The organism is Phormidesmis sp. 146-33 (assembly GCF_052939515.1).
The window spans coordinates 18050-38025 of the sequence record NZ_JBJPHU010000049.1; the positions used below are offsets into that span (position 1 = coordinate 18050).

At 47.6% G+C, this 19976-nt stretch carries 38 protein-coding genes; 15 read left to right on the plus strand and 23 right to left on the minus strand.

Annotation, left to right across the window (positions count from 1 at the left end):
• Window positions 1-13: 13 nt before the first annotated feature.
• The 7 genes from ACJ2PR_RS19360 to ACJ2PR_RS19390 all read right to left on the minus strand — a co-directional run bounded on the left by ACJ2PR_RS19360 (window position 14) and on the right by ACJ2PR_RS19390 (window position 2683).
• Complete coding sequence (locus ACJ2PR_RS19360) at window positions 14-511, minus strand: Rad52/Rad22 family DNA repair protein (protein WP_446878177.1); 498 nt, start codon at window positions 509-511, stop codon at window positions 14-16.
• Window positions 512-566: 55 nt separating this feature from the next.
• On the minus strand, window positions 567-737 hold the full coding sequence (locus ACJ2PR_RS19365) for a hypothetical protein (protein ID WP_446878178.1): 171 nt from the start codon (window positions 735-737) through the stop codon (window positions 567-569).
• A gap of 65 nt (window positions 738-802) precedes the next feature.
• Complete coding sequence (locus ACJ2PR_RS19370; RefSeq protein ID WP_446878179.1) at window positions 803-964, minus strand: hypothetical protein; 162 nt, start codon at window positions 962-964, stop codon at window positions 803-805.
• Between the two features lie 8 nt (window positions 965-972).
• Window positions 973-1254 carry a hypothetical protein gene (locus ACJ2PR_RS19375; RefSeq protein ID WP_446878180.1) on the minus strand — a complete coding sequence of 94 codons (282 nt, stop codon included), beginning with the start codon at window positions 1252-1254 and terminating at the stop codon, window positions 973-975.
• A 115-nt stretch (window positions 1255-1369) separates the two neighbouring features.
• Window positions 1370-1876, minus strand: a complete 507-nt coding sequence (locus tag ACJ2PR_RS19380; RefSeq protein WP_446878181.1) for an antirestriction protein ArdA — start codon at window positions 1874-1876, stop codon at window positions 1370-1372.
• An 82-nt stretch (window positions 1877-1958) separates the two neighbouring features.
• Entirely contained in the window at window positions 1959-2213 is a 255-nt protein-coding gene (locus ACJ2PR_RS19385; RefSeq protein WP_446878182.1) for a hypothetical protein, read from the minus strand.
• An 86-nt stretch (window positions 2214-2299) separates the two neighbouring features.
• A complete protein-coding gene (locus ACJ2PR_RS19390; RefSeq protein WP_446878183.1) occupies window positions 2300-2683 on the minus strand; it encodes a hypothetical protein in 384 nt (127 codons plus the stop codon).
• Window positions 2684-3099: 416 nt separating this feature from the next.
• On the opposite strand from ACJ2PR_RS19390, the gene ACJ2PR_RS19395 reads away from it, so the two are divergent.
• Together ACJ2PR_RS19395 and ACJ2PR_RS19400 are read left to right on the plus strand one after the other, a co-directional pair.
• Complete coding sequence (locus ACJ2PR_RS19395; protein WP_446878184.1) at window positions 3100-3243, plus strand: hypothetical protein; 144 nt, start codon at window positions 3100-3102, stop codon at window positions 3241-3243.
• Window positions 3244-3248: 5 nt separating this feature from the next.
• The gene (locus tag ACJ2PR_RS19400) at window positions 3249-3692 is read left to right on the plus strand and encodes a hypothetical protein (RefSeq protein WP_446878185.1); all 444 of its coding nucleotides are present in this window, start codon (window positions 3249-3251) and stop codon (window positions 3690-3692) included.
• Between the two features lie 407 nt (window positions 3693-4099).
• Here ACJ2PR_RS19400 and ACJ2PR_RS19405 read toward each other — a convergent pair whose 3' ends face one another.
• Both ACJ2PR_RS19405 and ACJ2PR_RS19410 read right to left on the minus strand, forming a co-directional pair.
• Window positions 4100-4222: a hypothetical protein gene (locus ACJ2PR_RS19405; RefSeq protein ID WP_446878186.1), complete on the minus strand. Its 123-nt coding sequence runs from the start codon at window positions 4220-4222 to the stop codon at window positions 4100-4102.
• A gap of 3 nt (window positions 4223-4225) precedes the next feature.
• Complete coding sequence (locus ACJ2PR_RS19410) at window positions 4226-4543, minus strand: hypothetical protein (protein ID WP_446878187.1); 318 nt, start codon at window positions 4541-4543, stop codon at window positions 4226-4228.
• Between the two features lie 206 nt (window positions 4544-4749).
• On the opposite strand from ACJ2PR_RS19410, the gene ACJ2PR_RS19415 reads away from it, so the two are divergent.
• Complete coding sequence (locus ACJ2PR_RS19415) at window positions 4750-4941, plus strand: hypothetical protein (protein ID WP_446878188.1); 192 nt, start codon at window positions 4750-4752, stop codon at window positions 4939-4941.
• Window positions 4942-5000: 59 nt separating this feature from the next.
• Here ACJ2PR_RS19415 and ACJ2PR_RS19420 read toward each other — a convergent pair whose 3' ends face one another.
• Entirely contained in the window at window positions 5001-5282 is a 282-nt protein-coding gene (locus ACJ2PR_RS19420; RefSeq protein WP_446878189.1) for a TRADD-N-associated membrane domain-containing protein, read from the minus strand.
• A 340-nt stretch (window positions 5283-5622) separates the two neighbouring features.
• Here ACJ2PR_RS19420 and ACJ2PR_RS19425 point away from each other — a divergent pair, with 340 nt between their 5' ends.
• Entirely contained in the window at window positions 5623-6012 is a 390-nt protein-coding gene (locus tag ACJ2PR_RS19425; protein WP_446878190.1) for a hypothetical protein, read from the plus strand.
• 111 nt (window positions 6013-6123) lie between these two features.
• Here ACJ2PR_RS19425 and ACJ2PR_RS19430 read toward each other — a convergent pair whose 3' ends face one another.
• The 6 genes from ACJ2PR_RS19430 to ACJ2PR_RS19455 all read right to left on the minus strand — a co-directional run bounded on the left by ACJ2PR_RS19430 (window position 6124) and on the right by ACJ2PR_RS19455 (window position 9067).
• A complete protein-coding gene (locus ACJ2PR_RS19430) occupies window positions 6124-6636 on the minus strand; it encodes a hypothetical protein (RefSeq protein ID WP_446878191.1) in 513 nt (170 codons plus the stop codon).
• Window positions 6637-6643: 7 nt separating this feature from the next.
• Complete coding sequence (locus tag ACJ2PR_RS19435; RefSeq protein WP_446878192.1) at window positions 6644-7027, minus strand: hypothetical protein; 384 nt, start codon at window positions 7025-7027, stop codon at window positions 6644-6646.
• Window positions 7024-7350: a hypothetical protein gene (locus ACJ2PR_RS19440; RefSeq protein WP_446878193.1), complete on the minus strand. Its 327-nt coding sequence runs from the start codon at window positions 7348-7350 to the stop codon at window positions 7024-7026. The genes ACJ2PR_RS19435 and ACJ2PR_RS19440 overlap by 4 nt, the downstream gene beginning before the upstream one ends.
• A gap of 63 nt (window positions 7351-7413) precedes the next feature.
• A complete protein-coding gene (locus tag ACJ2PR_RS19445) occupies window positions 7414-7836 on the minus strand; it encodes a hypothetical protein (RefSeq protein WP_446878194.1) in 423 nt (140 codons plus the stop codon).
• 74 nt (window positions 7837-7910) lie between these two features.
• Entirely contained in the window at window positions 7911-8564 is a 654-nt protein-coding gene (locus ACJ2PR_RS19450) for a hypothetical protein (RefSeq protein WP_446878195.1), read from the minus strand.
• Between the two features lie 221 nt (window positions 8565-8785).
• Window positions 8786-9067 carry a hypothetical protein gene (locus ACJ2PR_RS19455; RefSeq protein WP_446878196.1) on the minus strand — a complete coding sequence of 94 codons (282 nt, stop codon included), beginning with the start codon at window positions 9065-9067 and terminating at the stop codon, window positions 8786-8788.
• 148 nt (window positions 9068-9215) lie between these two features.
• Here ACJ2PR_RS19455 and ACJ2PR_RS19460 point away from each other — a divergent pair, with 148 nt between their 5' ends.
• The 3 genes from ACJ2PR_RS19460 (at window position 9216) to ACJ2PR_RS19470 (ending at window position 10095) form a co-directional block, all read left to right on the plus strand.
• On the plus strand, window positions 9216-9566 hold the full coding sequence (locus ACJ2PR_RS19460; RefSeq protein ID WP_446878197.1) for a GIY-YIG nuclease family protein: 351 nt from the start codon (window positions 9216-9218) through the stop codon (window positions 9564-9566).
• A gap of 11 nt (window positions 9567-9577) precedes the next feature.
• Window positions 9578-9817, plus strand: a complete 240-nt coding sequence (locus ACJ2PR_RS19465) for a hypothetical protein (protein ID WP_446878198.1) — start codon at window positions 9578-9580, stop codon at window positions 9815-9817.
• Between the two features lie 65 nt (window positions 9818-9882).
• Window positions 9883-10095: a hypothetical protein gene (locus tag ACJ2PR_RS19470; protein WP_446878199.1), complete on the plus strand. Its 213-nt coding sequence runs from the start codon at window positions 9883-9885 to the stop codon at window positions 10093-10095.
• Between the two features lie 88 nt (window positions 10096-10183).
• Here the strand turns inward: ACJ2PR_RS19470 and ACJ2PR_RS19475 are convergent, their stop codons facing one another.
• Window positions 10184-10336: a hypothetical protein gene (locus ACJ2PR_RS19475; protein ID WP_446878200.1), complete on the minus strand. Its 153-nt coding sequence runs from the start codon at window positions 10334-10336 to the stop codon at window positions 10184-10186.
• A 30-nt stretch (window positions 10337-10366) separates the two neighbouring features.
• A complete protein-coding gene (locus ACJ2PR_RS19480; RefSeq protein WP_446878201.1) occupies window positions 10367-10549 on the minus strand; it encodes a hypothetical protein in 183 nt (60 codons plus the stop codon).
• 52 nt (window positions 10550-10601) lie between these two features.
• On the opposite strand from ACJ2PR_RS19480, the gene ACJ2PR_RS19485 reads away from it, so the two are divergent.
• Window positions 10602-11204, plus strand: coding sequence for a nucleotide-binding protein (locus ACJ2PR_RS19485; RefSeq protein WP_446878202.1), 603 nt, complete (start codon window positions 10602-10604; stop codon window positions 11202-11204).
• Window positions 11197-11487 (plus strand): hypothetical protein, encoded by a 291-nt coding sequence (locus ACJ2PR_RS19490; RefSeq protein WP_446878203.1) that lies wholly within the window; start codon window positions 11197-11199, stop codon window positions 11485-11487. The genes ACJ2PR_RS19485 and ACJ2PR_RS19490 overlap by 8 nt, the downstream gene beginning before the upstream one ends.
• Before the next feature lie 51 nt (window positions 11488-11538).
• Here ACJ2PR_RS19490 and ACJ2PR_RS19495 read toward each other — a convergent pair whose 3' ends face one another.
• A complete protein-coding gene (locus ACJ2PR_RS19495) occupies window positions 11539-12339 on the minus strand; it encodes a DNA/RNA non-specific endonuclease (protein WP_446878204.1) in 801 nt (266 codons plus the stop codon).
• A gap of 284 nt (window positions 12340-12623) precedes the next feature.
• Between ACJ2PR_RS19495 and ACJ2PR_RS19500 the strand changes: the two genes are divergently transcribed.
• The gene (locus ACJ2PR_RS19500; protein ID WP_446878205.1) at window positions 12624-14846 is read left to right on the plus strand and encodes a PhoX family protein; all 2223 of its coding nucleotides are present in this window, start codon (window positions 12624-12626) and stop codon (window positions 14844-14846) included.
• 42 nt (window positions 14847-14888) lie between these two features.
• On the opposite strand, the gene ACJ2PR_RS19505 is transcribed toward ACJ2PR_RS19500, so the two are convergent.
• Window positions 14889-15455 carry a tyrosine-type recombinase/integrase gene (locus ACJ2PR_RS19505; protein ID WP_446878206.1) on the minus strand — a complete coding sequence of 189 codons (567 nt, stop codon included), beginning with the start codon at window positions 15453-15455 and terminating at the stop codon, window positions 14889-14891.
• A 268-nt stretch (window positions 15456-15723) separates the two neighbouring features.
• On the opposite strand from ACJ2PR_RS19505, the gene ACJ2PR_RS19510 reads away from it, so the two are divergent.
• The 5 genes from ACJ2PR_RS19510 (at window position 15724) to ACJ2PR_RS19530 (ending at window position 17532) form a co-directional block, all read left to right on the plus strand.
• Window positions 15724-15996 (plus strand): DUF2188 domain-containing protein, encoded by a 273-nt coding sequence (locus ACJ2PR_RS19510; protein WP_446878207.1) that lies wholly within the window; start codon window positions 15724-15726, stop codon window positions 15994-15996.
• A 7-nt stretch (window positions 15997-16003) separates the two neighbouring features.
• Window positions 16004-16231 carry a hypothetical protein gene (locus tag ACJ2PR_RS19515; protein WP_446878208.1) on the plus strand — a complete coding sequence of 76 codons (228 nt, stop codon included), beginning with the start codon at window positions 16004-16006 and terminating at the stop codon, window positions 16229-16231.
• Window positions 16232-16397: 166 nt separating this feature from the next.
• Window positions 16398-16952 carry a hypothetical protein gene (locus ACJ2PR_RS19520; protein ID WP_446878209.1) on the plus strand — a complete coding sequence of 185 codons (555 nt, stop codon included), beginning with the start codon at window positions 16398-16400 and terminating at the stop codon, window positions 16950-16952.
• Window positions 16953-16960: 8 nt separating this feature from the next.
• A complete protein-coding gene (locus ACJ2PR_RS19525; RefSeq protein WP_446878210.1) occupies window positions 16961-17164 on the plus strand; it encodes a hypothetical protein in 204 nt (67 codons plus the stop codon).
• Between the two features lie 11 nt (window positions 17165-17175).
• On the plus strand, window positions 17176-17532 hold the full coding sequence (locus ACJ2PR_RS19530; protein WP_446878211.1) for a hypothetical protein: 357 nt from the start codon (window positions 17176-17178) through the stop codon (window positions 17530-17532).
• Between the two features lie 32 nt (window positions 17533-17564).
• Here the strand turns inward: ACJ2PR_RS19530 and ACJ2PR_RS19535 are convergent, their stop codons facing one another.
• The 3 genes from ACJ2PR_RS19535 to ACJ2PR_RS19545 form a co-directional block, all read right to left on the minus strand.
• Window positions 17565-18212, minus strand: coding sequence for a hypothetical protein (locus tag ACJ2PR_RS19535; protein WP_446878212.1), 648 nt, complete (start codon window positions 18210-18212; stop codon window positions 17565-17567).
• A gap of 164 nt (window positions 18213-18376) precedes the next feature.
• Window positions 18377-19093: a hypothetical protein gene (locus tag ACJ2PR_RS19540; RefSeq protein WP_446878213.1), complete on the minus strand. Its 717-nt coding sequence runs from the start codon at window positions 19091-19093 to the stop codon at window positions 18377-18379.
• Window positions 19094-19161: 68 nt separating this feature from the next.
• Complete coding sequence (locus tag ACJ2PR_RS19545) at window positions 19162-19860, minus strand: 3'-5' exonuclease (protein ID WP_446878214.1); 699 nt, start codon at window positions 19858-19860, stop codon at window positions 19162-19164.
• Window positions 19861-19976: the final 116 nt, after the last annotated feature.

The following is a 19976-nucleotide window of genomic DNA, read 5'->3' on the forward strand; positions in this document are numbered from 1 at the left end:
GGTCAAAGTTTTCTTAGCGATCGTAGAGGTAGAGACCTAATCCAAATTTTGCAGCAGCGCGACGAAAGGCCATTGACTCAGCATTACTGGAGGGGTCGCCATAGGCTAACTCACCAATCACTGTGACGGGTTTTCCCTGTGCATCTCTAAGCGGTTTGCCGTCTTCACCTTTGACGGACTTCTCCTCTTTGAGCAATTCTGTTCCGGTCGCCTCACGAATGAAAACGCCTTCTTCTGCAAAGATGCTCAAGCGATAGGTCACGAAGATACGATCGCTTGTCGTATGGATCTGGGTCACCTCCCCTTGCCAACCGGGGGCACAGCGATCAAGCAATTTACAAACGTTGTACCAGGGTATGTAGGGCAGTTTTGCGCCTCCCTGCTTTCGACTAGAGAGATACGTTTGCGGGATTGGTTTAGACAAGTCAGCCAGAATTACGGTGATCGGTCGGCGGTATTGCTTGTAAGTGGACTGGTCTGGAACAGCTTGTAAGTGGGTAGGTTGAGTCATTGTTCTAGGGGTAAAGTTTTTGCCGGGGCACCACTCCCGATCAGGTGCAGTGAAGCTACTCGTCGCTGTCTTCTTCTTCTTCCTCTTCCTCAATCTGAATAAGCCGATCGATTGCTGCTTCTAAGTGAATTAGGGCACTGTCTAGCTCATCACTTACCTCGTCGTCGTTCGCCTGGTCGCGGTAGTCGATCAATCTGGCTCGAATTCGCTCTAATTTCGCTTTCATGGTGTGTCTTGAGATAAAGGATGGCGGGCAGTTTGGCGGCACTACCCAAGCCGAAGAAGTTAGGTTTAGCTGATTGCCGTTCTTGTGGGTCTGAAGTGAATTGGAGTATGAGGGGTGTAGCTCAGTGTTTCGCCTTTTTGCATCAGGTCAAACTGCTGAGTCTTGGCATTCCAGTAAAACCAACGCTCTAGTTTGAAGGAGTAAACCGCAATATGAGATTTTTTCATGTCATCCCCTAGAACGGAATATCCATTTCAAACAGGGGACAAGCATCATGGCTCATGTGCCGATCCTGGTAGTCGTCACAGCCATTACCGTAACTGGGGACTCGCCAGATTCGGCACCAGCCCCAACCGTCATCACCTACAAGGTCTTTGAATTTGAAATGTTTGCATTGCCCACACTGGGGCGGAAATTCTACCTGTGGGGACGAGTCAATTGAGGCCTCTAATTCTGCTTCTGCTTGAATCAGATCGCGTTGCTCTAGCAGGTGGCCATGAGTGCTGAGATAGTCCATAATTAAATCTCCATCTGGTGTGTTCTGGGTGGTTGCCTCTGCTGCTCTTGGTCGGGTTGGCAGGGGCTTTTAATTGGGCGGTTTTGTCAACCTGCCGCCAAAGGTGAACGGGATGTTAGGAGCGATGGAAGACGTAGATTTTGCCGTCGCGATCGCTGCTGAAAAAATCGTCGATGAAGATGTCAGTCGCTACGCTTTTCCAATCGATATGAGACGCTAAAAACTCTGGGATTTCGTGGATTTCGTTGTAGTGTTCTTCAGCAAAATCCTTTTCGCTTTTATACTCACCGCAGTACTTCTCTTGGAAGTCTTCAACCGTTGCATACTCGTTGCCAACGTGATCGATATAAGCGACATAAGCAACACCATGTTTGATGATCAAATCCGCTAGTTCTGCAACTTTTTCAATGCTTTCGTTCTCCCCAATGCTCAAACCCTCAAAACTCTCGTAGGCGTGAATCGCCCATTCTTCTGCGTCTGCTTCTGGTGATGCCTTTAGCATTGCGTCAATCTCGCTCTGGATATCATCAGCATCCTGATCGCAATCAATCCATTCTCCGTGTAGCTTCCCGTTGTTATAAGCAGCCAGGCAAGCAACATAAATTCGAGGTGTATCTGACATGATTTGATTCTTTTTAGTGTGTTCTGGGTGTCTGTGTGGTCGGTCACAGGGGTAGTTTTTCGACTTGCTCAGGTCAGAGTGTTTATGCTTCCGTTTTGGTTCTATAAACGCCTAGCTTTTTGTGAACTAGACATTTATAGATAGCTTTGGCATTGGGCGATAGGGTTCTAAGATGAGACTCGCTTAATCCTGGGCGATATCTCATTGCACGAAGTTGGAACGCCTTCAACAAGTGATATTGAGTGATTTCTTGATAGTCGTAGGGCATCCCACGATAAAGGGTTAGCTGAGTGAAATGGTAGTAAGCGGCTGCGATATCAAAGCGGTTAAATTGCATAAAACGAAATCCTGATTGGTTGTGTTCTGGGTGTAGCTGCGTGGTCGGTCGCAGGAGCCTTTTTACGCCTTGCTCAGGGCAGAAAACTAAGCTGCGGTTGCGATCGCTTCAGTCTGTTTCTTGTGGCACCGCTCAACCGTCTCACTCGTCAGGTCACAGCATTTCAGTTCCCACTTAAAACCCGCGATCCTTTCTGCCTGCCTGGGGCCTTCGACAGTCGCCGCTAACTTGTTTTTGCGGACGTAAGAGAGACAGTCTTCAGCCTCTTTCTTTGTGGTGAAACCTAGATAGGTGCAGGACTGCCAGCCGTAACGCTCTTGAGGATCACGCAAGATGAGAATGCGATCGCTGACTTCTTGCCACTGGAAACCATGCTCGATCGCGTGAAGGCGGGTAAGTTGACGCTTTTTAGTGAGCAACAAAGACTCGATTAGGGTGATTTCTGCCTTGATGTCTTCGGTAGTAAGCATGTGTGTAAAACCAACTCAACTAAGCTAATAATAGCTTAAATTGATGTCACAAAAAGCTATTATTAGCTTACTTTACACACTCTTTATGAAGTCAAAACGTCAATTTAACTAAGGTAAAGATACTTTATCGCCTCTTATTTAAGCTATTAATAGCTTATAATAGAAGTATGGCAAGGGAGGTAAGGGGAAGCTGTAAGACGCGAGAGCTAGAAGCCAGGGAAGGGTAGCAGGGGATCTCACCGAACCCAACCTGATCGAACCAGTAGCAGGGGATCTCACCGAACTGGGACGGCAACCGCGCTAGTGAGGCGGCACAACTCACAAAGTAGGCGCAAGCAAAACCAAGCCAGCAGAGATCTGACCGGAAACCGACCAGAGTAAACCTGAGAGCCAGCGATCGAGGCAGTAAGGGAGCAATGGCAGCAGACGCAACGAAGGAACAACGCAACCCACCAGCCGGAGGCGCAACCGACTGGGAAGCTATCACCGGGGCAAGCAACAGAACCTATAAGGCACTTGCCCCACACCCAACTATTAGCAGTGGAGTTAGTCAGGAGTAAGGACGATGAAAGCAATCGGCGTGACAGGTGCGAGAAAACTAACGAAAGAACAGGCGGCCCAAGCGCACTACGAACTGTGGGAGGTGTGGCACTCTAACGAGGGCGCAATCTGGCATGTGGGAGACGCTACAGGAATCGACGAAATGGCGCGATCGACCATAGAGCCGGATCAACTACGTGAACACAACAGCGATGGCTTTGAAGTGTGGCAACTGCAACAAAGAAGCAAACGAATGATAGACGCATTAGCAGCAGATCAGGGGACACTACACGCATGGGTCAATAAACCCTGTCCCGCAGGTCTGACGGTAGCAAGCTGGCAAGGCTCAGGAACGTGGGGGACTGTGCGCTATGCAGTAAGTAAAGGTGTACCTGTCGTAATCCACTGGTTGAGCGAAGATTGCAACCTGCCAGAGTGGATGAGCCAGAAGCAACTCAGTCTTTTGTGAGGGGAGGGCAGCCGAGGGAGGAGATGCGCCGGGGTCGGGGCTGCGCCCCCCAGTCTTTTTCCTGTTCCTTTTCTGGGGTGGTTGGGTGGGGGAGCGGGGCGGGTATGAGGTCTGGAAACAAATTTCCTCTTTTCTGCCGCAACGAAGCGACAAGCAATCGGGTAAACGGGTATGAGTCCCGAAGGGCGGCAATCTCTCATAAACGAAGCGCGGTCACAAACGATCACACATCTAAAAATCTTTTACAACGCAAGAATGAACGCAAGGAGTCTTAGCGCTGAGTCTCTCTGCGCCACCCGAAGATAGCTTGCGTCTCGCTGGCGGAACCTCGGTAGGTTGTTTGCTTAAAGTCAGACGATCACACATCTAAAAGTCTTCTACAACACAAGAATGAACGCAGCAAATCTTCAGACACGCGATCGCGCAGTCAATCCGTCTACATCCAGATCGCCAAACTTGAGATCGAATCCGGCTTGATCGCTGAATCCGTCTGCATCATCAACGCAAAAAAAGGGAGCCGAAGCCCCCAAAAACTAGCTCAACCGCACACGAGAACCACGGGAAGCCGCACCCAAACGCACCTCACCCACGGGCACAACGCAAGGAACCGAGACCGCGAAACGACCGGGAGCCGAGGAAGGACAGCGAACAACGACCGAGTAACCGACCACACGCGACCAGCGAACCGCGAAATCAGACGGCAACGAGTCAAACCAGACCTCAGCGACAAAGCCAGTGAACGAGCGACCCTTGCGGTATCTGCTTCGCAGCGCGGACTCGCGCCAGAAACACTCGACCGCACCGAACTCAGCCGCCAAACCGCACACAAACTCAAAAGGCACTGACAACATAGACAAAAACCAAACGCAACGCGACCTCAACACGCCTTTCAACTGCCTTTCTTTTCACGGCACACAAACCAGTGTCAAGGGTGGCGGAAATGGGAGCGATACCGACCCAGACAAACAGCGCGAAGCACCTTAAGCCGACACTCGCGCAGCCCTTGATACGGGATCTTCAAGGCGTAAAATACCCTCGCCTGCGTTGGTTTCGATCAATGTCATCTACGGGAGGGTCTGGGGAGGAAAGCCCCACGCGACCAGGGGGAGCAATCCACAAGGGAGCCTGCGAGGAGATTAGTTTTAGTGGTGCAGCGATCGAGAGCAACCCGATTCCGCCACGCCGGAAAAACGAGACTGAGTTTCAAAAGTGGTGCAGCGATCGAGGGCGGCCGCTCCCACGAGTTTGATTTCATTGAATGGGGGCTATCGTAAACAGAAAACCCCCAGAAAACTAAAGCTTCACCCTTTATTGATGAAAGTCCTTATCGAGCCTGTCATTTGCATCTTTGGCAAGCTTGAGAAAGTGGGCACACACCAGACTAGACAAACCTCCTCCAGTAGTTGTAGATGCACCTATCCAGAAATTACCTGAACCCATTATGAAAAAACCAGCAACACTAATGACGGCACTGGTACTTGTGGCAATTAAGGCAGCATTAAAGGAAAGACGAGCTTGACGTAAACGTTCTTGAAGTCGGTCTTGGTGAAAGTTGTCCATGTGTCCGGAGTGGTTTATTTTGTTCAGCATCTTGATTAAGAATAAAGATCGACAAAACTTGCTAACTGCCCGAAAGCCTCAAGCAGGTCTTGCTACTTAGCAGTTCCCACGCCAAAAATGGTTGGATGAGAAGCGCAGACACCCTTGATTACTAAATGAGAATAGCCTTCAGTCTTGAGCGTTCCATACACGAGACGGTTCACTTCAGTCTTCGTCTCGACAGCAAAACTAAAAACAAAATTCAGAAAAAATGCTCAATCCACTCAATCTATTTTTAGCGGGTATACTTGCGAACAGGGCAGCCTGAGTGTTTCAGCGTAAAATCGTGATCAAACTTTCTTTCCTTTCCGTCTTGATCGCTGGTTTTTCAGTGCTTTGTTCCGCATCCAATGCTCGTTCGACTGCGGTAGATATTGGCACTCCTGATGGAGCGATAACCTTCCTTAGAACCCCCTTTCCACTTAAGCTCAGTCGGTTCAAGTACGAAACAACGCGACGAGATTTGAAGTATATCGGAACCGTTCAGCTAAACTCAGTTTCTCGTCCCTATGGAGGTAAAAACTCAGAGTTTAACGGTAAGTTTACAGAGATCACTACTGATGGGTCTTACGGCTGTGTAGGTCGGTTTCGGATAGTAGATTTTCCCCATGTGAGCCGCTACACAATAGTCTGGTTCATGGATGGGAGCGTCAAAGGTAAGTCATGTCCTTTTATAGGCAGAACGATCGAGGCCAGGGAGCTGCGGGTTATGGGAGACTAGAGCCTTTAGATGAGAGCGATCGCAAAGCGCCAATAAAAAAGCCCCTCGACGGCGGAAGGGACTTAATGAGTTTGGTTTTATGCCGTCAAATCTGACTGTAAATGTTTTCAGTTATGCGGCAACTGCTACTTCTACAGGAGAACACCAACACAAATGAATGGCTGTATAGATTCCTGCTCCATCTGGTCTATAAGCGTCTGTGCGGTCGATTGTCCAGGGTTCAAGGTTAGCTTTCATCAAAGTCCCTTCACCCACTGGAGAGTAGCTAAGAAGCCTTCCTGTAGGGGCTTTTCCTTCCATACTCCAACCGTATTTTAGGACTGATTGATCTTGCGATAGTTGAACATCAAAACTCAGATTAGGCGATCGCGATCTCATAAAGTTAGCTGTCCATCCAGAACGATCGACAACGGTTAGATCTGCACGGGAAACCATCACCAAGTACAGCTTTTCATCAGCACGATAGTAAGGCTCGATGTGAACAACTTTCCACAAACGATCGCTGCCCATTTTGACCAGATCAAACAGCTTTGGGAGTGAGCCAAACTGAATCAATTCAGACTGTTCACCCAACCGACGATCGATGTCTTCCTCTCGTGTTGCTTCATAAACAATTAGGCTCATAACGCTCCTAGTAACGTTTTTCTTCAAAATAGCCCTGTTCCGCGTCCTCTCCTTCAAATATACAGATGTACTGAAGGACTGCACCCGGATTTGTCGATTGCTCGACTCGTTTAAGTGTGACCCGTCTGCCTTGGCGCTTAAATTTTGCTTCCATGTCGTAGCAGTTTTGGCGACTGACTACCCCATGAGTTTCTTGAATTGGAGACGGGGACGCGATCGGAAGTGGTTTAACTGGCACTTGTTGAGGAGCCGTCTTGGGAGCAGATTGAGGAGCGCTATAACTCCCAACACTTCCACTACCCGAAACGCCACCCCCGACTGGAACAGGATACATTTCGTTTGGCTCACAGGCAACCAAAAAGAAGGCCATCGCCACAAGTAAATGTTTCATCCTGCTCTCAATCCCATTCCATAAGGAACAATCTTCGCATCCTGCGCTTTGCCGTTTTTGTAGATCACAACTAGCCAGTTCTTACGATCGTAGTTGAGATTGTATCCGTAGGCGGCCATGCCTTTTATATAGCCGTCAATCTTACAGGAAGAGTTACCTAAGATGTTGATGACGGATTGTTTGGTCACTCCCACCTTGAGCTTTTTTAGGGCGGTGTATTGAGCTTTTGAAACGGTCGTACAATCTCTAGATTTGGCTTGGACGCTGGAAAGATTCAGACTGAGAAATGCTGCAATGAGTGCAACTGTGAAAAACTTTGACATGATTGAATGACTCCTATGTTCTAAGGGGTGTAACTGGGGGGTTAGTTGGTAGCTGGCCCCTAGTTACTGCTGTCTAACTTCGTAGCCTGTTATTCGATCGCCCACTTTCCAGAGTCTCAATGTGGAATAACCAGGCCCTATGTAGACCAAATGATCGCCCTGCGTATAGTCCCAACTACCGATTCTGGAGACGATCGCATCGGTTGACTGTGGATAAGCCAAGTGTCCCAACACATCAGCCCGTGGATCTTTCCAAACTGCGGTAGGAGTCGCTTGGACTGTGGAAGGAGACACCCGGCTATTGAGTGGAGCTTCCCCCCGCGCAACTCCTTGACCATAGGAGTAGGCCTCATTCAATCCATTGCGAAGAGACTCACCTAAATCAAAAGCGGCATCGGAACGATCGACAAATGGAATCAGAGCGGCCGCTAGAATGACTCCGATCGACGGTGACAGGAATAGAATCAGTTGATGTTTTCGAGTCATTGAGGTTCTCCAGAAGAATGAGAAGGGCAATAAATAAACAACCAGCAGCGAGATAGTGTTTGAGTCGCCTCCGCTTAACGACGAAACGGCAATGGTTTGTAAATCGTGGTTGCGATCTGACTTACTTCCGAACCGTCCTCAACTTCTTCAACAGTGAGATCGAGCAATTGGGCCAGCTTTCTCATGCGTCGCTGTTTAGCGTTCTTGATGATGCTGGCGAGATCTTCTAGCTCTTGATCTTCATGCCGCAAAATCGTCTGTTTGATTTGGCTCAACTCAGACGTTGCAGTTCGGACGATCGCAGACATTGAGGCATAGGTTTGATCATCCAATTCACCGTCGTCCTCATCGTCCTGATCAGCGCTCTCAGTAGTTTTTGACTGTGCCAGAATTTCCAGGATTTCCCCGAAGTTCTGAACCTTTGAGAATGGGTTGAAGTTCCGACTCGCAAAGCACGATCGCACCTTTTCTACAAACTCTCCACCTTTGAGCCGCTTTGATTCCCCGGTCTGTCGGTAAAACTCTGAAGCTCTTTTGCTAACGTGCATTCCAACCAAATCGAGTAGAAAGCCATCTATGTAGTAGAAAGGGCCACGCTTGGGGATAGAGTGACCGAACGCTTGGTAGCTGAATTCAGTCCAGTTCTCGATCGTCTTCTCCCCAACCTGCCATTTTTCAGCCATTTGCGCGATCGACGTTTCCACGTCCGCATAGTTTGCAGTCGTCATGTTTTCTCCTTTGGAATTTCTGAGAATTCTTAGAATTTCTGAAAAGTTGTCATTAGCCATAGAAACTCTGTGACCCCCTAGAACGCCTGCTGTCGCTGGAATTTCTAGGAATTCTTGGAATTTCTAACTAATCGCCACAATAAAGCCCCCTACTCTGAGGAGGCAATAGATTCTATGTAGGTTATACAGTGATAAATTACATTGGTTGATTACATAAAACTTTACTTACGATCGTTGATCTGTCCCAAAACCTCCTGGAGCAAGTCAGTTTGACTCTGGGTGCGCTCAATCAGTTCGCGGATGATGTCAGCGTAGGCAAGCGTCACCTCGTACTGTTCGGGCGTATTTTCAAAGTCGATTCCTGACCCCCAACGCTGGATCGTGTTTTCTTTAACGCGAAGGACTCTTGCCAATAGAGCGACACAACGCTCCCGATATCCTCTGGTTTGTTCATCTTCCTCTGTAGATTTGAACCAACGCTGACAAAATTCACGAGCTTTCATCCGAGATCCCAAAACGTCGTAAGGCGAGACTCTCTTATTTTTCCTGGGATGGGCCAACATAAAAAACTTTCTGATTCTGTGTTGATATCAGGATTACATTCAGAATTAATCTATGATAGTGTACAACTTACATTAATTTCTATCCAAGATGAGTCTGCAAGCCGAAGCTCGAAACATCCTCGAAAATCTCTCCTCAATGCCCTTTGAAGAGTGCTATCCCCTGAGTCGTGGCTTTCTAGATGTGCCGACTTGTCCTGGTCTCTATGCAATTCGTCATCAAGAGCAAGGGATTTTGTATATTGGACAGACAGCCAAACTCAGACAGCGGTTTAAGGATGGACACAAAGCTTTTTTCTGGGCGTTCCTGGAATACTGCACACCTGATGAGATCAAAATCGCGATCGAGCGCCTGGGCTTTCAATCTTTGCAACGTGCTGAAGACCTTGAAATACTGATGATTCGGATGGCAAAACCGCGCTATAACACTCGTATAAAGTAGGAGAAATGACGATGCAAACTAAAACCGAGCATCTTTCACCTGAAGCCGCCCAAACCTTCCTCAACGCTTTACCAGAGAAGATTAGGTTAGGGCTGATGACCTGTGCGGCTCAACTGGAGTATCCGATCGAGGCAGTGATCGAGATGGCGATCGCTGGCTATCTGGATGAGGATTCGGTTAGTTTTGTAGGCTGCAATCCTGTAGGAATCGATTTCGGCAGGAAACCAAACTTTCAAGAGACGGCTCAGTAAGAAGATTTTGATGATGTAAAAATCGCGATCGTCAAACTGGGTAAACGAACGTTGAAACAACAGCCATGCAAGCCACCTCAGAATCTTTAAGTCCCGAAGCTGCTCAACTGATCTTGAATAGCCTGCCTGAGAAAATTCAACTTGGATTAAAGGCTTATGCTGCTCAGGTCGATCAACCGATCGAAGGCGTTCTTGAAATGATGATTGCAGGATTCCTGGATGAGGATTCGATCAGTTTCAAAAAATGCCAGCCTCTTCGAGGAATGCAGTTCGTTTAGTCTCTGCCAAACTATTCAATAGAGAGGCCACAACCGCGATGGACTGTGGCTTTTTCGGTGGGAGATTCGCGATCGCGCCCAGGAATCTCTAGCGCGTATTCACCATTCCACCATTGACAGGTTGATGTAATGGTCGTTCAATGTGCCCCCTGCCTATTTTAGAATCGAGAACAATGATGGTCAGAAGAAACCCCAACAATAGGCGAAGGGCTGGCTCAGACAGTCGAAAATTGAAATTCATTAGAATTCCCTTTTATTTTTACTCTCAATTTTAAGAACTTGCTCCGATTGCCCAAATCGCTCCATCATCGACTTCACCCGTTTCTGATGCGCGATCGTTCAAAACCGATTTAGTAAACAAGCTTTCTGTAAAACCAGAAAACCAGATACAGAAGCAACCAAACCATAAATAGCCAAAAGCTTGATCTTTCCGACATTTCAGTGTAAAACTCATTCAGCTATCTGGTTTTGCAGATAGCCAGAAAACCAAAAAGCCAGAAAACCAGATGAAGATAATTACGGTAACTGGATATAAAGGAGGGGTTGCAAAGTCCAATACAGCGATTCACATTGCCACCTTCTTTAGCGATCATGGGAAAACCATCCTGGTCGATGGCGACCCAAACCGCACAGCCCTCTCATGGTCACAACGAGGCAAGCTCCCCTTCACGGTGGCAGACGAACGACAGGCGATGAAGTTGATCTCAGGGAATGATTTCGTGGTGATTGACACACCCGCTCGACCCAACTCTGATGATTTGAAAGAACTGGCGAAAGGATGCGACTTGCTGATTTTGCCCACTACGCCCGATATCATCAGTCTGGAGCCGATGCTACAAACCGCGAGTGATCTAGGAGATGCCAACTATCGCGCCCTCATTGCGATCGTTCCTCCAGCACCTAGCAAAGAAGGAGCCTCGATGCGGAAGGATTTGATCGATAACGATATTCCTGTGTTTAAGACGATGATCCGTCGATCGGCTGGATTTCAGAAAGCAGCCTTTGAGGGTGTCCCCATTCGGGATATTTCAGACTCACGATCGCGAATTGCATGGCGCGACTATCAGGCATTAGGAAAAGAAATCATGGAGGTTCTAGGGGATGACTGACGGGAAAGAGACGAAGAGCAAGTATGGTGCGTTAATCCAGAAAGCCAGAGAACAAGAAAACCAGGAAGCTGTAAAACCAGATAACCAGATAACCAGAGAACAAGGAAGCCAGGAAACCAAACAACCAGAAGTAGGGACAGTCAAAGAGAAAGAGGTGAACCTGTGTGTGAAAGTGCCAGAATCCTTGCGGCGGCATTGGGCAGCGGAGTCTAAGCGGCAAGGGGTGACAATGACTGAAGTGATGATGGCAGCACTGGAAGCGAGGTTTGGAAGACCGGAGTAATTGAAGTTGATCTGGTAAACCAGAAATCTGGTCGTCTGGTAAGTCAGATAATTATTCAGTATCCTTCTTTGCCTCGATCGCTGCCTGAATATTCTGAGGCACATCTGAGAGGAAATCATAGCCCGTCAGCCTTTCCAACTCATCCACTGTAGTCAGATACTTTGTGTAGCTATCGTTTTGAATGCCAGTAATGTTAGGCATATTTACTGCAATCACACGAGTTTTAGAGGTCACACCCCTCACGCCCAATCCAGGTTTATCTAAAATCACGACAACCTTCCACACGGTTGCAGGAACGGTCACTTTGTCCTTAATCCGAGTCATTTTCCCCTTTAGCCCTGTTCCCCCTTCGCCAAGTGGCCCCGAAATGATGTAAAGCTCTTTGCCCTGTTCTGCCAACTCCCTCGAAAGATTTTCGAGTTGCAGCCAGGGGCCGCCATTTTGGTCTTGCGTCTGAGGCACGATATTCGTCATGAAAAAGGTTGCACAGTTGTCTGTTGTGTTGGCAGAACGATCTCCCGATCGCGACAGGTGCCCACGAGAGAAACCGCTTCCCGTATAGTCATTAGGTCTAACAACATTGAAGCCAGCAGGAAGAAGCGGATCGGGGCTGAAACCACCACAGCGATCGACATCTCCCAACCAGGAAGCATTCAGTTGCCAGCTAACCCAATTGGGCGTTCCTTTCTCATTGTTGTAGGACAGGGCATATTGCCGTCTCGTGATCAGAAAGTCATCTTTGTTTGTAACGTCTCTGGTTGCGGGGCTGGGAGTCCCCATGAGGAGTTGGACACTGCCGAAGTTTCGAGCTTGAGAAACCGTCGCACTTGCCACAATCAGCAGAAAAGACAAGGCCCCGATTATACAGTTCTGAGTGAAGGAACGCCGCCAAAACTTTGAGTTGAGCATCATATGCCTCATCTATTGCTGACTGATAACTCCATGAGTAAAGCTTTGAAATCGGACAGCAAAGAATAATTTTTGTTTAAGAAATGTATAAGAAACCCGCTCAAGGACTCATCAGACCGCCGTTGCACTCACATGATCACTCAATGATTACTTGTTCTTAACCTGACAAAAGTAGATTAGTGGGACAGTTACGGACTTGCATCTTACCCACTACGAAAGGACTGTATATGCCTCTCAAACGTCGAGATTTTCTGTCCTTCTTGAGTGGAGTCGCCGGAACGATCGCGGTAGGTTCTGTCCTCAAGTCCACTGGGCAAAAGTTTTCGATGCCCTTTCAGTCTCCTGCTGGAGAGACACCCATAGGAACTAGCCCGATCACAAGTGGACTGAGTTTTCAGCCTGTCAAGAGTCCCATCCCAAGTGTGAACAGTAAGATCGCACTCGATCAACAAATTGCAGAACTCAAACAGTTCAAAGTTGTAGATGATCTCGTGCTGCCAGAAGGCTTTACCTACGATGTGATTGCAGGTTGGGGCGATAAGGTTGGCGATTCTAGATTTGGCTACAACAACGATTACCTTTCATTTGTCGAGACAGCACCTAATGAAGGCTATCTGACCATCAACTTTGAGTACATTAGTGCAATCCCGTGGCTGCAATCCTACGAAAAAGTGTTGGGTCAGTCTCTCCCCTTCAAAGATGTGGAAGCAGCGCTCAAAAAGTCTGGTGATAAAGGGTTAGACGCAAGCAAATTACCTGCAAAAGATGCGCTTAAAGCGAAGATCAGAGCCATTTCTGAAGAAGCACTGATCGATCAGGGCATGGGTGTGATTTCTATTCGCAAAACTGCCGATGGAAGATGGGAACGCACCAACTCATCCGCAGATCGGCGCATCACTGGGATCTCTGGACTGAACGACGATCGCTATCTGAAATGTACAGGGGCCGCCAAAGCAGTGTTTCTTAAGAAGGCGGGTCAGGGCTATGTAGACAAGTTGGGCGATCGCATCATCGGCACCTTTGGCAACTGTGCAGGAGGAACTACGCCCTGGGGCACTGTTTTGAGTGGAGAGGAAAACATCCAGACTCAAGTTCCTGATGCGGTGTATGCAGATGGCACCTCATTTCCTCCCAGTCAACGCACGTTTTTGATCGACGAAGAGGAAGTGTCTGGACAGGGCAACGTTCTAGGGCTGGCAGGTAATAAGTACGGTTGGGTCGTGGAAGTCGATCCGTCCAACCCAAATGATTATGGAACAAAACACACCTGGTTAGGGCGCTATCGTCACGAAGCCGTTGGAGTGCGCGTGGAAGCAGGTAAACCACTGGCATTCTATTCAGGGTGCGATCGACGAGGCGGACACATCTACAAGTTTGTGAGCCAGGATGCAGTCACCAACCCCACTGACAAAGCCAATTCGCGGCTGCTCGAAAACGGAATGCTGTATGCTGCCAAATTTAATGCTGATGGGACTGGAAAATGGATTGCACTTAAAGCCGATACTGCTGTCAATCCTGACTTACCAAGTCAAATGGTGGGCAAGATGTTGACCCTACCCGATCGCCCCAAAGGTGGCTACAAAAAAGTCGGTAAGGATGCAGAGGTTGTCGCATTTAAGAAGAAATTCAAAACGTTGGGTGATTTGTACGTTGGCAGTCCAGAAGAGAAGCAAGGCGCAATTTTGATCGATGCTCACTATGCTGCGAGTGCGGTTGGTTCAACTTGTACCGCTCGGCCAGAGGACACGGAAATTGCACCCGATGGATCACTATACATCGCGTTCACGTCCGGCTCTCCCAGTGGTGGGGACGGTGGCCCAGATAAGCGCATCTTTAAGGGGCCAAAGGGTGAAACGCCTTACGAATACGGTTTTGTGATGCACGTAATCGAGGATGCAAACGAACCTGCTGCCATGACCTTCACCTGGAAAATGTTGGCATTGGGCGGGGAAGCTGCCGCAGGAGGGGCGGGGTTTGCGAATCCAGACAATTTGCTGATCGATCCCAGTGGAAATGTTTGGCTCGTCTGCGATATGACCTCTGATAAGGTCAACAAACCGCCCAAGGGAAAAGCTCAAGCCGATCGACGGGGGCTGTTTGGCAATAACGGGTTATGGTTTGTTCCAACTTCTGGTGGAAGTGCAGGAAGCGCCCATCTGTTTGCAATGGGGCCAATGGAATGTGAGCTAACGGGGCCGTTTTTGACTCGTGACCAGCAGACTCTATTTCTGGCAGTGCAACATCCGGGTGAATATAACGGAATCCGTCAAGCCATGAAGTCAGAGACTCGCAAATTTACCATCAAAACTCAAGACGGTAAGGAGTTTACGCAGGATCGTGAGGTGCCGATCGGCTCTAACTTTCCTAGCAAGCAAGCCAATGATCCGCCTAAACCCTCGATCGTTGCCGTGAGACGCAGTGATCAGCGAAGTGTTACAGCTATTAGTTGATACAAAGCTTGAGGCAGAAGGGATTTTGTTGATGACGATCTCTCATAAACGCGCGATCGCATCCTCCACCTGTTGCTCCGTCACTTCCAAATATTTCTGCAATGCCGATAGCGTCTCATGCCCTGAGATTTCCTGAATCACTCTTAACGGCACTCCAACGTTAGAAAGTCGCGTCAATGCAGTACGCCTGAAGCTGTGGGTACTGGCTCCCTCGATCGCCAACCTTTCAAACGCTTCTCGCAAAATTAGAGCAGCCGAATCAGGATGAATGTGTCCTCGTCCCCAACGACCGGGAAACAAATAGCGCTTGCCTACTTTAGGTTGATGAGTTTTCAGCAGTGTCATCAGTTCGGGTCTAACTGGAATCGATCGCGTTTTTAGTTTGCCTTTGGTGTTTCCCTTCCGCAAAGTCAGTTTGGTTCGGACACTGCCACCTGCCCCATAGACATCATCTGTGAGTAGCGAACAGGACTCTGCAATTCGACATCCAGTGAAGAAGCAAACTCCAAACAAAGCGCGATCACGATCAGTCGTGAGGCCTTCTTCAAAGAGTTGAGTAATTTCTGCGGGTGACAAGATCTTTGCCTGACCGTGACGGTTGACCTTCATCGCTCTGCTACATCGGGAAACTAAAATTTTACGATGTATCACCCTCAAACGCCTGAATTGCGTACACTTTCAAGAAACTGGCACATTTGCTCTCGTTTTAGAGGATTCTATTGCGAACAACTCCCATTTATTGAGAACGGAAAACTTGATGCGATCAGGGTCAACAAAGTTAACTCAGTTTGCGATCGTGCGTCTCTTTCCGATCGTGGGCATCTTATCCTCAGCAGGTTAACTCAGTTATCAGTGATAGCAATTCGGTTGTTCAACTATGCCAAAACGACATCAACAGATTGTTCCTCATCCTCAAGGGTGGGCAGTCAAGAAAGAAGGGAGTAATCGCGTGACTGCCATCTTTGACACCCAGGAAGAAGCGATCGAGTATGGGCGGCACTTAGCCATCCGACAACGATCCGAACTGGTCATTTTTAATCGCAAGGGAGTCGAACGCGATCGCAAGAATTACCGTAATCCTCGACAGCCGCGCTTTTATCCCTACTTTGTTCCGTCACTACATCCTTCAGAAAACGCATCAAATAATTAGTAGCACTATGGGCAAGGGTCAGAAGCCAATGATCGGGGCGAGAGTGCCTCATGCTTGGAAGGATCAGATTGAAGACATTTGCAGCGAGACAGGCAAGAGTGAAAGTGAAGTCGTGCAGGAAGCGATCGCTCAGTATTTGGGACGCACTGATCTTGATTCAGTTGAGTCTCTGATGAAACGGGTTGCGATATTGGAGCGGCAATTGAAGAAGCTGGCTCAATTGGTGACAAGTTGATGACGACAGCAAAGAACGGCTTTCCCATTGAATCTTTGCTGGAACCGCCAAAAGACAAACTATCAACAGAGTAGAGGAATTTAAGGAGAGGAGAGTTCCTATTCTGAAGTAGTCAGCAGAGCGTGCTAATCACAACAGCCACAAATCAGCCACAGAGACCACCCCTATGAAAATCTCGTCGATCGCCCTGCTCCTATCCTTCGCAACCCTTGGACTTGCTCTGCCTGCTCACTCTCAATCAATGCCTGGAGCCTTTCAGCTAAATCAAACGAAATCCCAAACGATCGCGCAATCGAGAGGCAGGTCGTTTATCGGGCTTCGCTACCGTAATTTGCCCAAAGGGTTGACGGATTTGGGAGGTTGGGTCGTTGGTGATGGGACGACTTCAAGGATTGCGGTTGCTCAAGTGGCTCAAGGCTCTCAACAAATGTTGTGGCTCGAAAAGCTACAGGACTATGACAGCAACGGCAGACCAATGTACCACGTCATTGATGTATTAAACCTTCCCACGATCAAACAGACAGAGCGGCTCACGGCAGGTTCTAGGGGCTGTACGCAGAATGGAAAGCGTGACCCTGAACTGGCTGTCATTGTTAAAGAGACAAACACCGAAAAGTGGACGCAAATTAGTAGAGCTTGGCGGGCTAATCGTCGCACTGGAAAGTTTGAGAAAATCAGTACCAAAGGTATTGTCTGCGAGAACTTTGCATGGGGGGTGTGACTCAAGCTATGACAAAAGACTCGTTTTCAGACCAAATTTGGTATTTGCTGCTGACTGGAGCGATCCAGGGTGAGGAGATCTTGAGCCTTCACCGCATGTTGGAATGCTATAAGCAGGGTATTGTCAATGTCGAGGAGATGCAGAAAACAATCAACGCTCACAACCCAGATTTGTTTCTAGAGCTGCCCTTTGATGAAAGCTATGAATGTTGAGGGTGGCGTAGATGAATGATTTTCACTTTTCTGAGCAGTGCCAACGATGCACCTTCAACACCCGCAACCCTCATCTACCCTGTGCAGTGCATCCCTACAGAATTGTCGATGCTCGATGCCCTGATTTTGAGTTGGATACGTCCCTTCCAGCAGTGGAGGTATGGGAGCCTGAAGGGACTTCGTATTATGCGGGTGAGTTGGTGATCGAACCTATGCAGCGATGGACGAGAGAGCAGAAGATCGCGCTGCTGGACTGGCATCCGATGTTTACGGGGCGTTGCCCTGAGTGTGAGCGATCGTTGGTGCAGACTCATCCTGAACGGGTGCATTGGGATTGTCAGTGTGGGTGGCGGGATGATTCGGTTTAGGGGTTGAGAATATTAGTGATCTTTTCCTATTTCTAACCCATGTTTTGAAGAAACTCGTGAATTCGCTGAAGTACAGAGGGTGCATGGGAAGCCAGTTCAGTAGAGATTGCTTTTTCAGTAGCACCTTTTAGAATTGAAGCAATTGATGCGAATACTGCTTTGAAGATAGCTTTCTTCGGTTTTGGGTTGGATGCTTGAGCTTCGAGTGTTTGAATATCAGATTGCAACTCATCTTTGGTTTGAGCATCAAGTTCGAGGCTATTGACCAGTTTTTTGATGTCATTTAACAGCTCACTAAGTGCAGCTTTGCTTGTGTTATCAACAAATAGGCTTTGGGTGCTGTTGTGAGTCCCCTGTTGAAATTGTGAATTGCAAGCCTTCTCAACTTGAATTAAGTTCCCAATGCTGATACCTATTTCTTTTGTGAGAAACTCATTGCGTCCTTGCAGCGCCATAGAACCCTCTGGTGTAATCTTTGCCCAAACTGCTTCGCCAGAATGAGAGCCAAGATCTTCCAACTGAACGCAACCTTGCCTCTTTAGTAGGTTCAAATTTGCACGTATTTCTTGTAAATCAAGCTCAACTCTTTCAGCGATTTGGTATTCTGTTACTGCAATAGAAGGATTAACTTTCTGCTCATCGACAACTGCTTGAAGAATGTCTAATTCTATTTTGTTCATTTTGTAAATTCAACAAATTGTGACAGTTTATATTCTAACGATCCTTCTCAATCCACCACCGATACAGCACTACTGGCTCGTCGGTTCTTGAATTATTGCTGGCAGTTGACACAAGCAGTTTCTGTTACTTAGTTCAGACAACGTAGTGGAATGCGTACCACTTACTAAAACTCGAATCCGATTTGGCGAAGTAGAAGCTTACCCAAAGACGTAATTTCATAGCCAGCAACCTTTGGAGTACCTGTAGAAGAATTGTATTGCGGGGTCTTCGTTTTAGAGTCCATTTCGTAACGATGTTCTAGCAGCCCTAATCGGGTCAAATGCTCCTTGTAGTTTTCCTGTAACGCCGCCTTGTCAAACTCTTCCTGAGATGAACCCATGTTTGTAACCGTTGGTCGCAGCAAATTTTCGTGCGTTTTCCTGAACTCGTGATCGCTGCTCATTGAACGATCAACATGAAATCTTAACCATACGACCTCGATATCATTTAATTCGTCTAGAATTCGCAGGAGATGTTTAGACTCAATATACTCAATGCTTTGAGAAGACAAGCTATTAGCAATGACAGAAGCTATATAATCTCTACGCTCATCTGTTAGCGAACGGGCAGACTGTCTTAAGCCCTCTTCCAGCAAATCAGTAAATTGTTCATCTAAAAGTTGCGATTGAATAAATTCTTGTTCTAGATTTGACAATCTACGTTCAAGAGTCTGGGCAAACTTGGTAATTCTATCAATCCGTTGATTAGGGATAACAATTCCAGCCAATTCAGCTAGTAAAGAACCAACAAAGGGGACAGTCCCAAGAGCCGCTTTTGCTGCTGAAGTTACATAATCCGACGTGTTGGATTGTAGAGAAATTCTATTTGGATTATTACTCATTGCACTCCATTAATTTGGCTTAAACCACTGATAACAAACCAGTTGAATCTCCTCTCAAAATTGTTGCTCTACTGACTAATTTGCAAAACCTTAAACGGCAACTTCTCAGTATCTTCCACAGCCATTTTTCTAGCCCAAGTTTTATCTTCAGGATTCCATCTAAATCCAGCATCCTTCGCCATTTGTTTATTATCAAAGCTCACCAGCGCTCGAAATACCTCTTTGGGTCGCAAGGCATGACTAATCATCGGCACTAGACTATCCATGCGATCAAACAGCGCCGCGATTAGCTGACAATCCGTAAGCGCTCGATGGGCACAACTCACACCAATTCCATGCGCCAAAGCAAGATTGATCAACGATTCCCTCGGACGGGTTTGCAGCGGAAACACAAAATCATCCATCGTACACAGCCACTTCATCGGCTCATCTCCTGACTGCAACACAGGTAGATGTTTACCGTCAAACCACTGCTTATCAAAGTCAGCATTATGAGCAACTGCAAACAGTGCTGTATCTGCCATATCTAGAAATATCTCAATGTTCTTTTGTTGCAGACTTTCTGAAACTGTGGGCAATACATTTGGACAGATTCGATTTGTCTTCTCTGCTGGATTTTCAGCAGGGGCGCAAAGCAGCGTGGAAAGTTGATGGAGAACTGTCTTATGCTCAATTGAATAGAGGATGGCTCCTAGCTCAATCACACGGTCTTGAGTTGGACACAAACCAGTTGTCTCGGTGTCGATAATTAAGAGGTTTGAGGACATTTGAGTTTAAATTTTCTCCAGTTAACAAGTTATACAAAATTGGTTGCTGTTTAGGATTCCATTCGCATTAGTCGGCGCATTGTTTTAACTTCTAAAGTGTATTCTTGCTATATTGT

What these genes read in the sequence shown, in the direction of transcription:
- ACJ2PR_RS19360 (WP_446878177.1), bottom strand. Translation starts at nt 511, where the DNA reads ATGACTCAACCTACCCACTTACAAGCTGTTCCAGACCAGTCCACTTAC.
- ACJ2PR_RS19365 (WP_446878178.1), bottom strand. Translation starts at nt 737, where the DNA reads ATGAAAGCGAAATTAGAGCGAATTCGAGCCAGATTGATCGACTACCGC.
- ACJ2PR_RS19370 (WP_446878179.1), bottom strand. Translation starts at nt 964, where the DNA reads ATGAAAAAATCTCATATTGCGGTTTACTCCTTCAAACTAGAGCGTTGG.
- ACJ2PR_RS19375 (WP_446878180.1), bottom strand. Translation starts at nt 1,254, where the DNA reads ATGGACTATCTCAGCACTCATGGCCACCTGCTAGAGCAACGCGATCTG.
- ACJ2PR_RS19380 (WP_446878181.1), bottom strand. Translation starts at nt 1,876, where the DNA reads ATGTCAGATACACCTCGAATTTATGTTGCTTGCCTGGCTGCTTATAAC.
- ACJ2PR_RS19385 (WP_446878182.1), bottom strand. Translation starts at nt 2,213, where the DNA reads ATGCAATTTAACCGCTTTGATATCGCAGCCGCTTACTACCATTTCACT.
- ACJ2PR_RS19390 (WP_446878183.1), bottom strand. Translation starts at nt 2,683, where the DNA reads ATGCTTACTACCGAAGACATCAAGGCAGAAATCACCCTAATCGAGTCT.
- ACJ2PR_RS19395 (WP_446878184.1), top strand. Translation starts at nt 3,100, where the DNA reads ATGGCAGCAGACGCAACGAAGGAACAACGCAACCCACCAGCCGGAGGC.
- ACJ2PR_RS19400 (WP_446878185.1), top strand. Translation starts at nt 3,249, where the DNA reads ATGAAAGCAATCGGCGTGACAGGTGCGAGAAAACTAACGAAAGAACAG.
- ACJ2PR_RS19410 (WP_446878187.1), bottom strand. Translation starts at nt 4,543, where the DNA reads ATGTTGTCAGTGCCTTTTGAGTTTGTGTGCGGTTTGGCGGCTGAGTTC.
- ACJ2PR_RS19415 (WP_446878188.1), top strand. Translation starts at nt 4,750, where the DNA reads ATGTCATCTACGGGAGGGTCTGGGGAGGAAAGCCCCACGCGACCAGGG.
- ACJ2PR_RS19420 (WP_446878189.1), bottom strand. Translation starts at nt 5,282, where the DNA reads ATGCTGAACAAAATAAACCACTCCGGACACATGGACAACTTTCACCAA.
- ACJ2PR_RS19430 (WP_446878191.1), bottom strand. Translation starts at nt 6,636, where the DNA reads ATGAGCCTAATTGTTTATGAAGCAACACGAGAGGAAGACATCGATCGT.
- ACJ2PR_RS19435 (WP_446878192.1), bottom strand. Translation starts at nt 7,027, where the DNA reads ATGAAACATTTACTTGTGGCGATGGCCTTCTTTTTGGTTGCCTGTGAG.
- ACJ2PR_RS19440 (WP_446878193.1), bottom strand. Translation starts at nt 7,350, where the DNA reads ATGTCAAAGTTTTTCACAGTTGCACTCATTGCAGCATTTCTCAGTCTG.
- ACJ2PR_RS19445 (WP_446878194.1), bottom strand. Translation starts at nt 7,836, where the DNA reads ATGACTCGAAAACATCAACTGATTCTATTCCTGTCACCGTCGATCGGA.
- ACJ2PR_RS19450 (WP_446878195.1), bottom strand. Translation starts at nt 8,564, where the DNA reads ATGACGACTGCAAACTATGCGGACGTGGAAACGTCGATCGCGCAAATG.
- ACJ2PR_RS19455 (WP_446878196.1), bottom strand. Translation starts at nt 9,067, where the DNA reads ATGAAAGCTCGTGAATTTTGTCAGCGTTGGTTCAAATCTACAGAGGAA.
- ACJ2PR_RS19460 (WP_446878197.1), top strand. Translation starts at nt 9,216, where the DNA reads ATGAGTCTGCAAGCCGAAGCTCGAAACATCCTCGAAAATCTCTCCTCA.
- ACJ2PR_RS19465 (WP_446878198.1), top strand. Translation starts at nt 9,578, where the DNA reads ATGCAAACTAAAACCGAGCATCTTTCACCTGAAGCCGCCCAAACCTTC.
- ACJ2PR_RS19470 (WP_446878199.1), top strand. Translation starts at nt 9,883, where the DNA reads ATGCAAGCCACCTCAGAATCTTTAAGTCCCGAAGCTGCTCAACTGATC.
- ACJ2PR_RS19475 (WP_446878200.1), bottom strand. Translation starts at nt 10,336, where the DNA reads ATGAATTTCAATTTTCGACTGTCTGAGCCAGCCCTTCGCCTATTGTTG.
- ACJ2PR_RS19480 (WP_446878201.1), bottom strand. Translation starts at nt 10,549, where the DNA reads ATGAGTTTTACACTGAAATGTCGGAAAGATCAAGCTTTTGGCTATTTA.
- ACJ2PR_RS19485 (WP_446878202.1), top strand. Translation starts at nt 10,602, where the DNA reads ATGAAGATAATTACGGTAACTGGATATAAAGGAGGGGTTGCAAAGTCC.
- ACJ2PR_RS19490 (WP_446878203.1), top strand. Translation starts at nt 11,197, where the DNA reads ATGACTGACGGGAAAGAGACGAAGAGCAAGTATGGTGCGTTAATCCAG.
- ACJ2PR_RS19500 (WP_446878205.1), top strand. Translation starts at nt 12,624, where the DNA reads ATGCCTCTCAAACGTCGAGATTTTCTGTCCTTCTTGAGTGGAGTCGCC.
- ACJ2PR_RS19505 (WP_446878206.1), bottom strand. Translation starts at nt 15,455, where the DNA reads ATGAAGGTCAACCGTCACGGTCAGGCAAAGATCTTGTCACCCGCAGAA.
- ACJ2PR_RS19510 (WP_446878207.1), top strand. Translation starts at nt 15,724, where the DNA reads ATGCCAAAACGACATCAACAGATTGTTCCTCATCCTCAAGGGTGGGCA.
- ACJ2PR_RS19515 (WP_446878208.1), top strand. Translation starts at nt 16,004, where the DNA reads ATGGGCAAGGGTCAGAAGCCAATGATCGGGGCGAGAGTGCCTCATGCT.
- ACJ2PR_RS19520 (WP_446878209.1), top strand. Translation starts at nt 16,398, where the DNA reads ATGAAAATCTCGTCGATCGCCCTGCTCCTATCCTTCGCAACCCTTGGA.
- ACJ2PR_RS19525 (WP_446878210.1), top strand. Translation starts at nt 16,961, where the DNA reads ATGACAAAAGACTCGTTTTCAGACCAAATTTGGTATTTGCTGCTGACT.
- ACJ2PR_RS19530 (WP_446878211.1), top strand. Translation starts at nt 17,176, where the DNA reads ATGAATGATTTTCACTTTTCTGAGCAGTGCCAACGATGCACCTTCAAC.
- ACJ2PR_RS19535 (WP_446878212.1), bottom strand. Translation starts at nt 18,212, where the DNA reads ATGAACAAAATAGAATTAGACATTCTTCAAGCAGTTGTCGATGAGCAG.
- ACJ2PR_RS19540 (WP_446878213.1), bottom strand. Translation starts at nt 19,093, where the DNA reads ATGAGTAATAATCCAAATAGAATTTCTCTACAATCCAACACGTCGGAT.
- ACJ2PR_RS19545 (WP_446878214.1), bottom strand. Translation starts at nt 19,860, where the DNA reads ATGTCCTCAAACCTCTTAATTATCGACACCGAGACAACTGGTTTGTGT.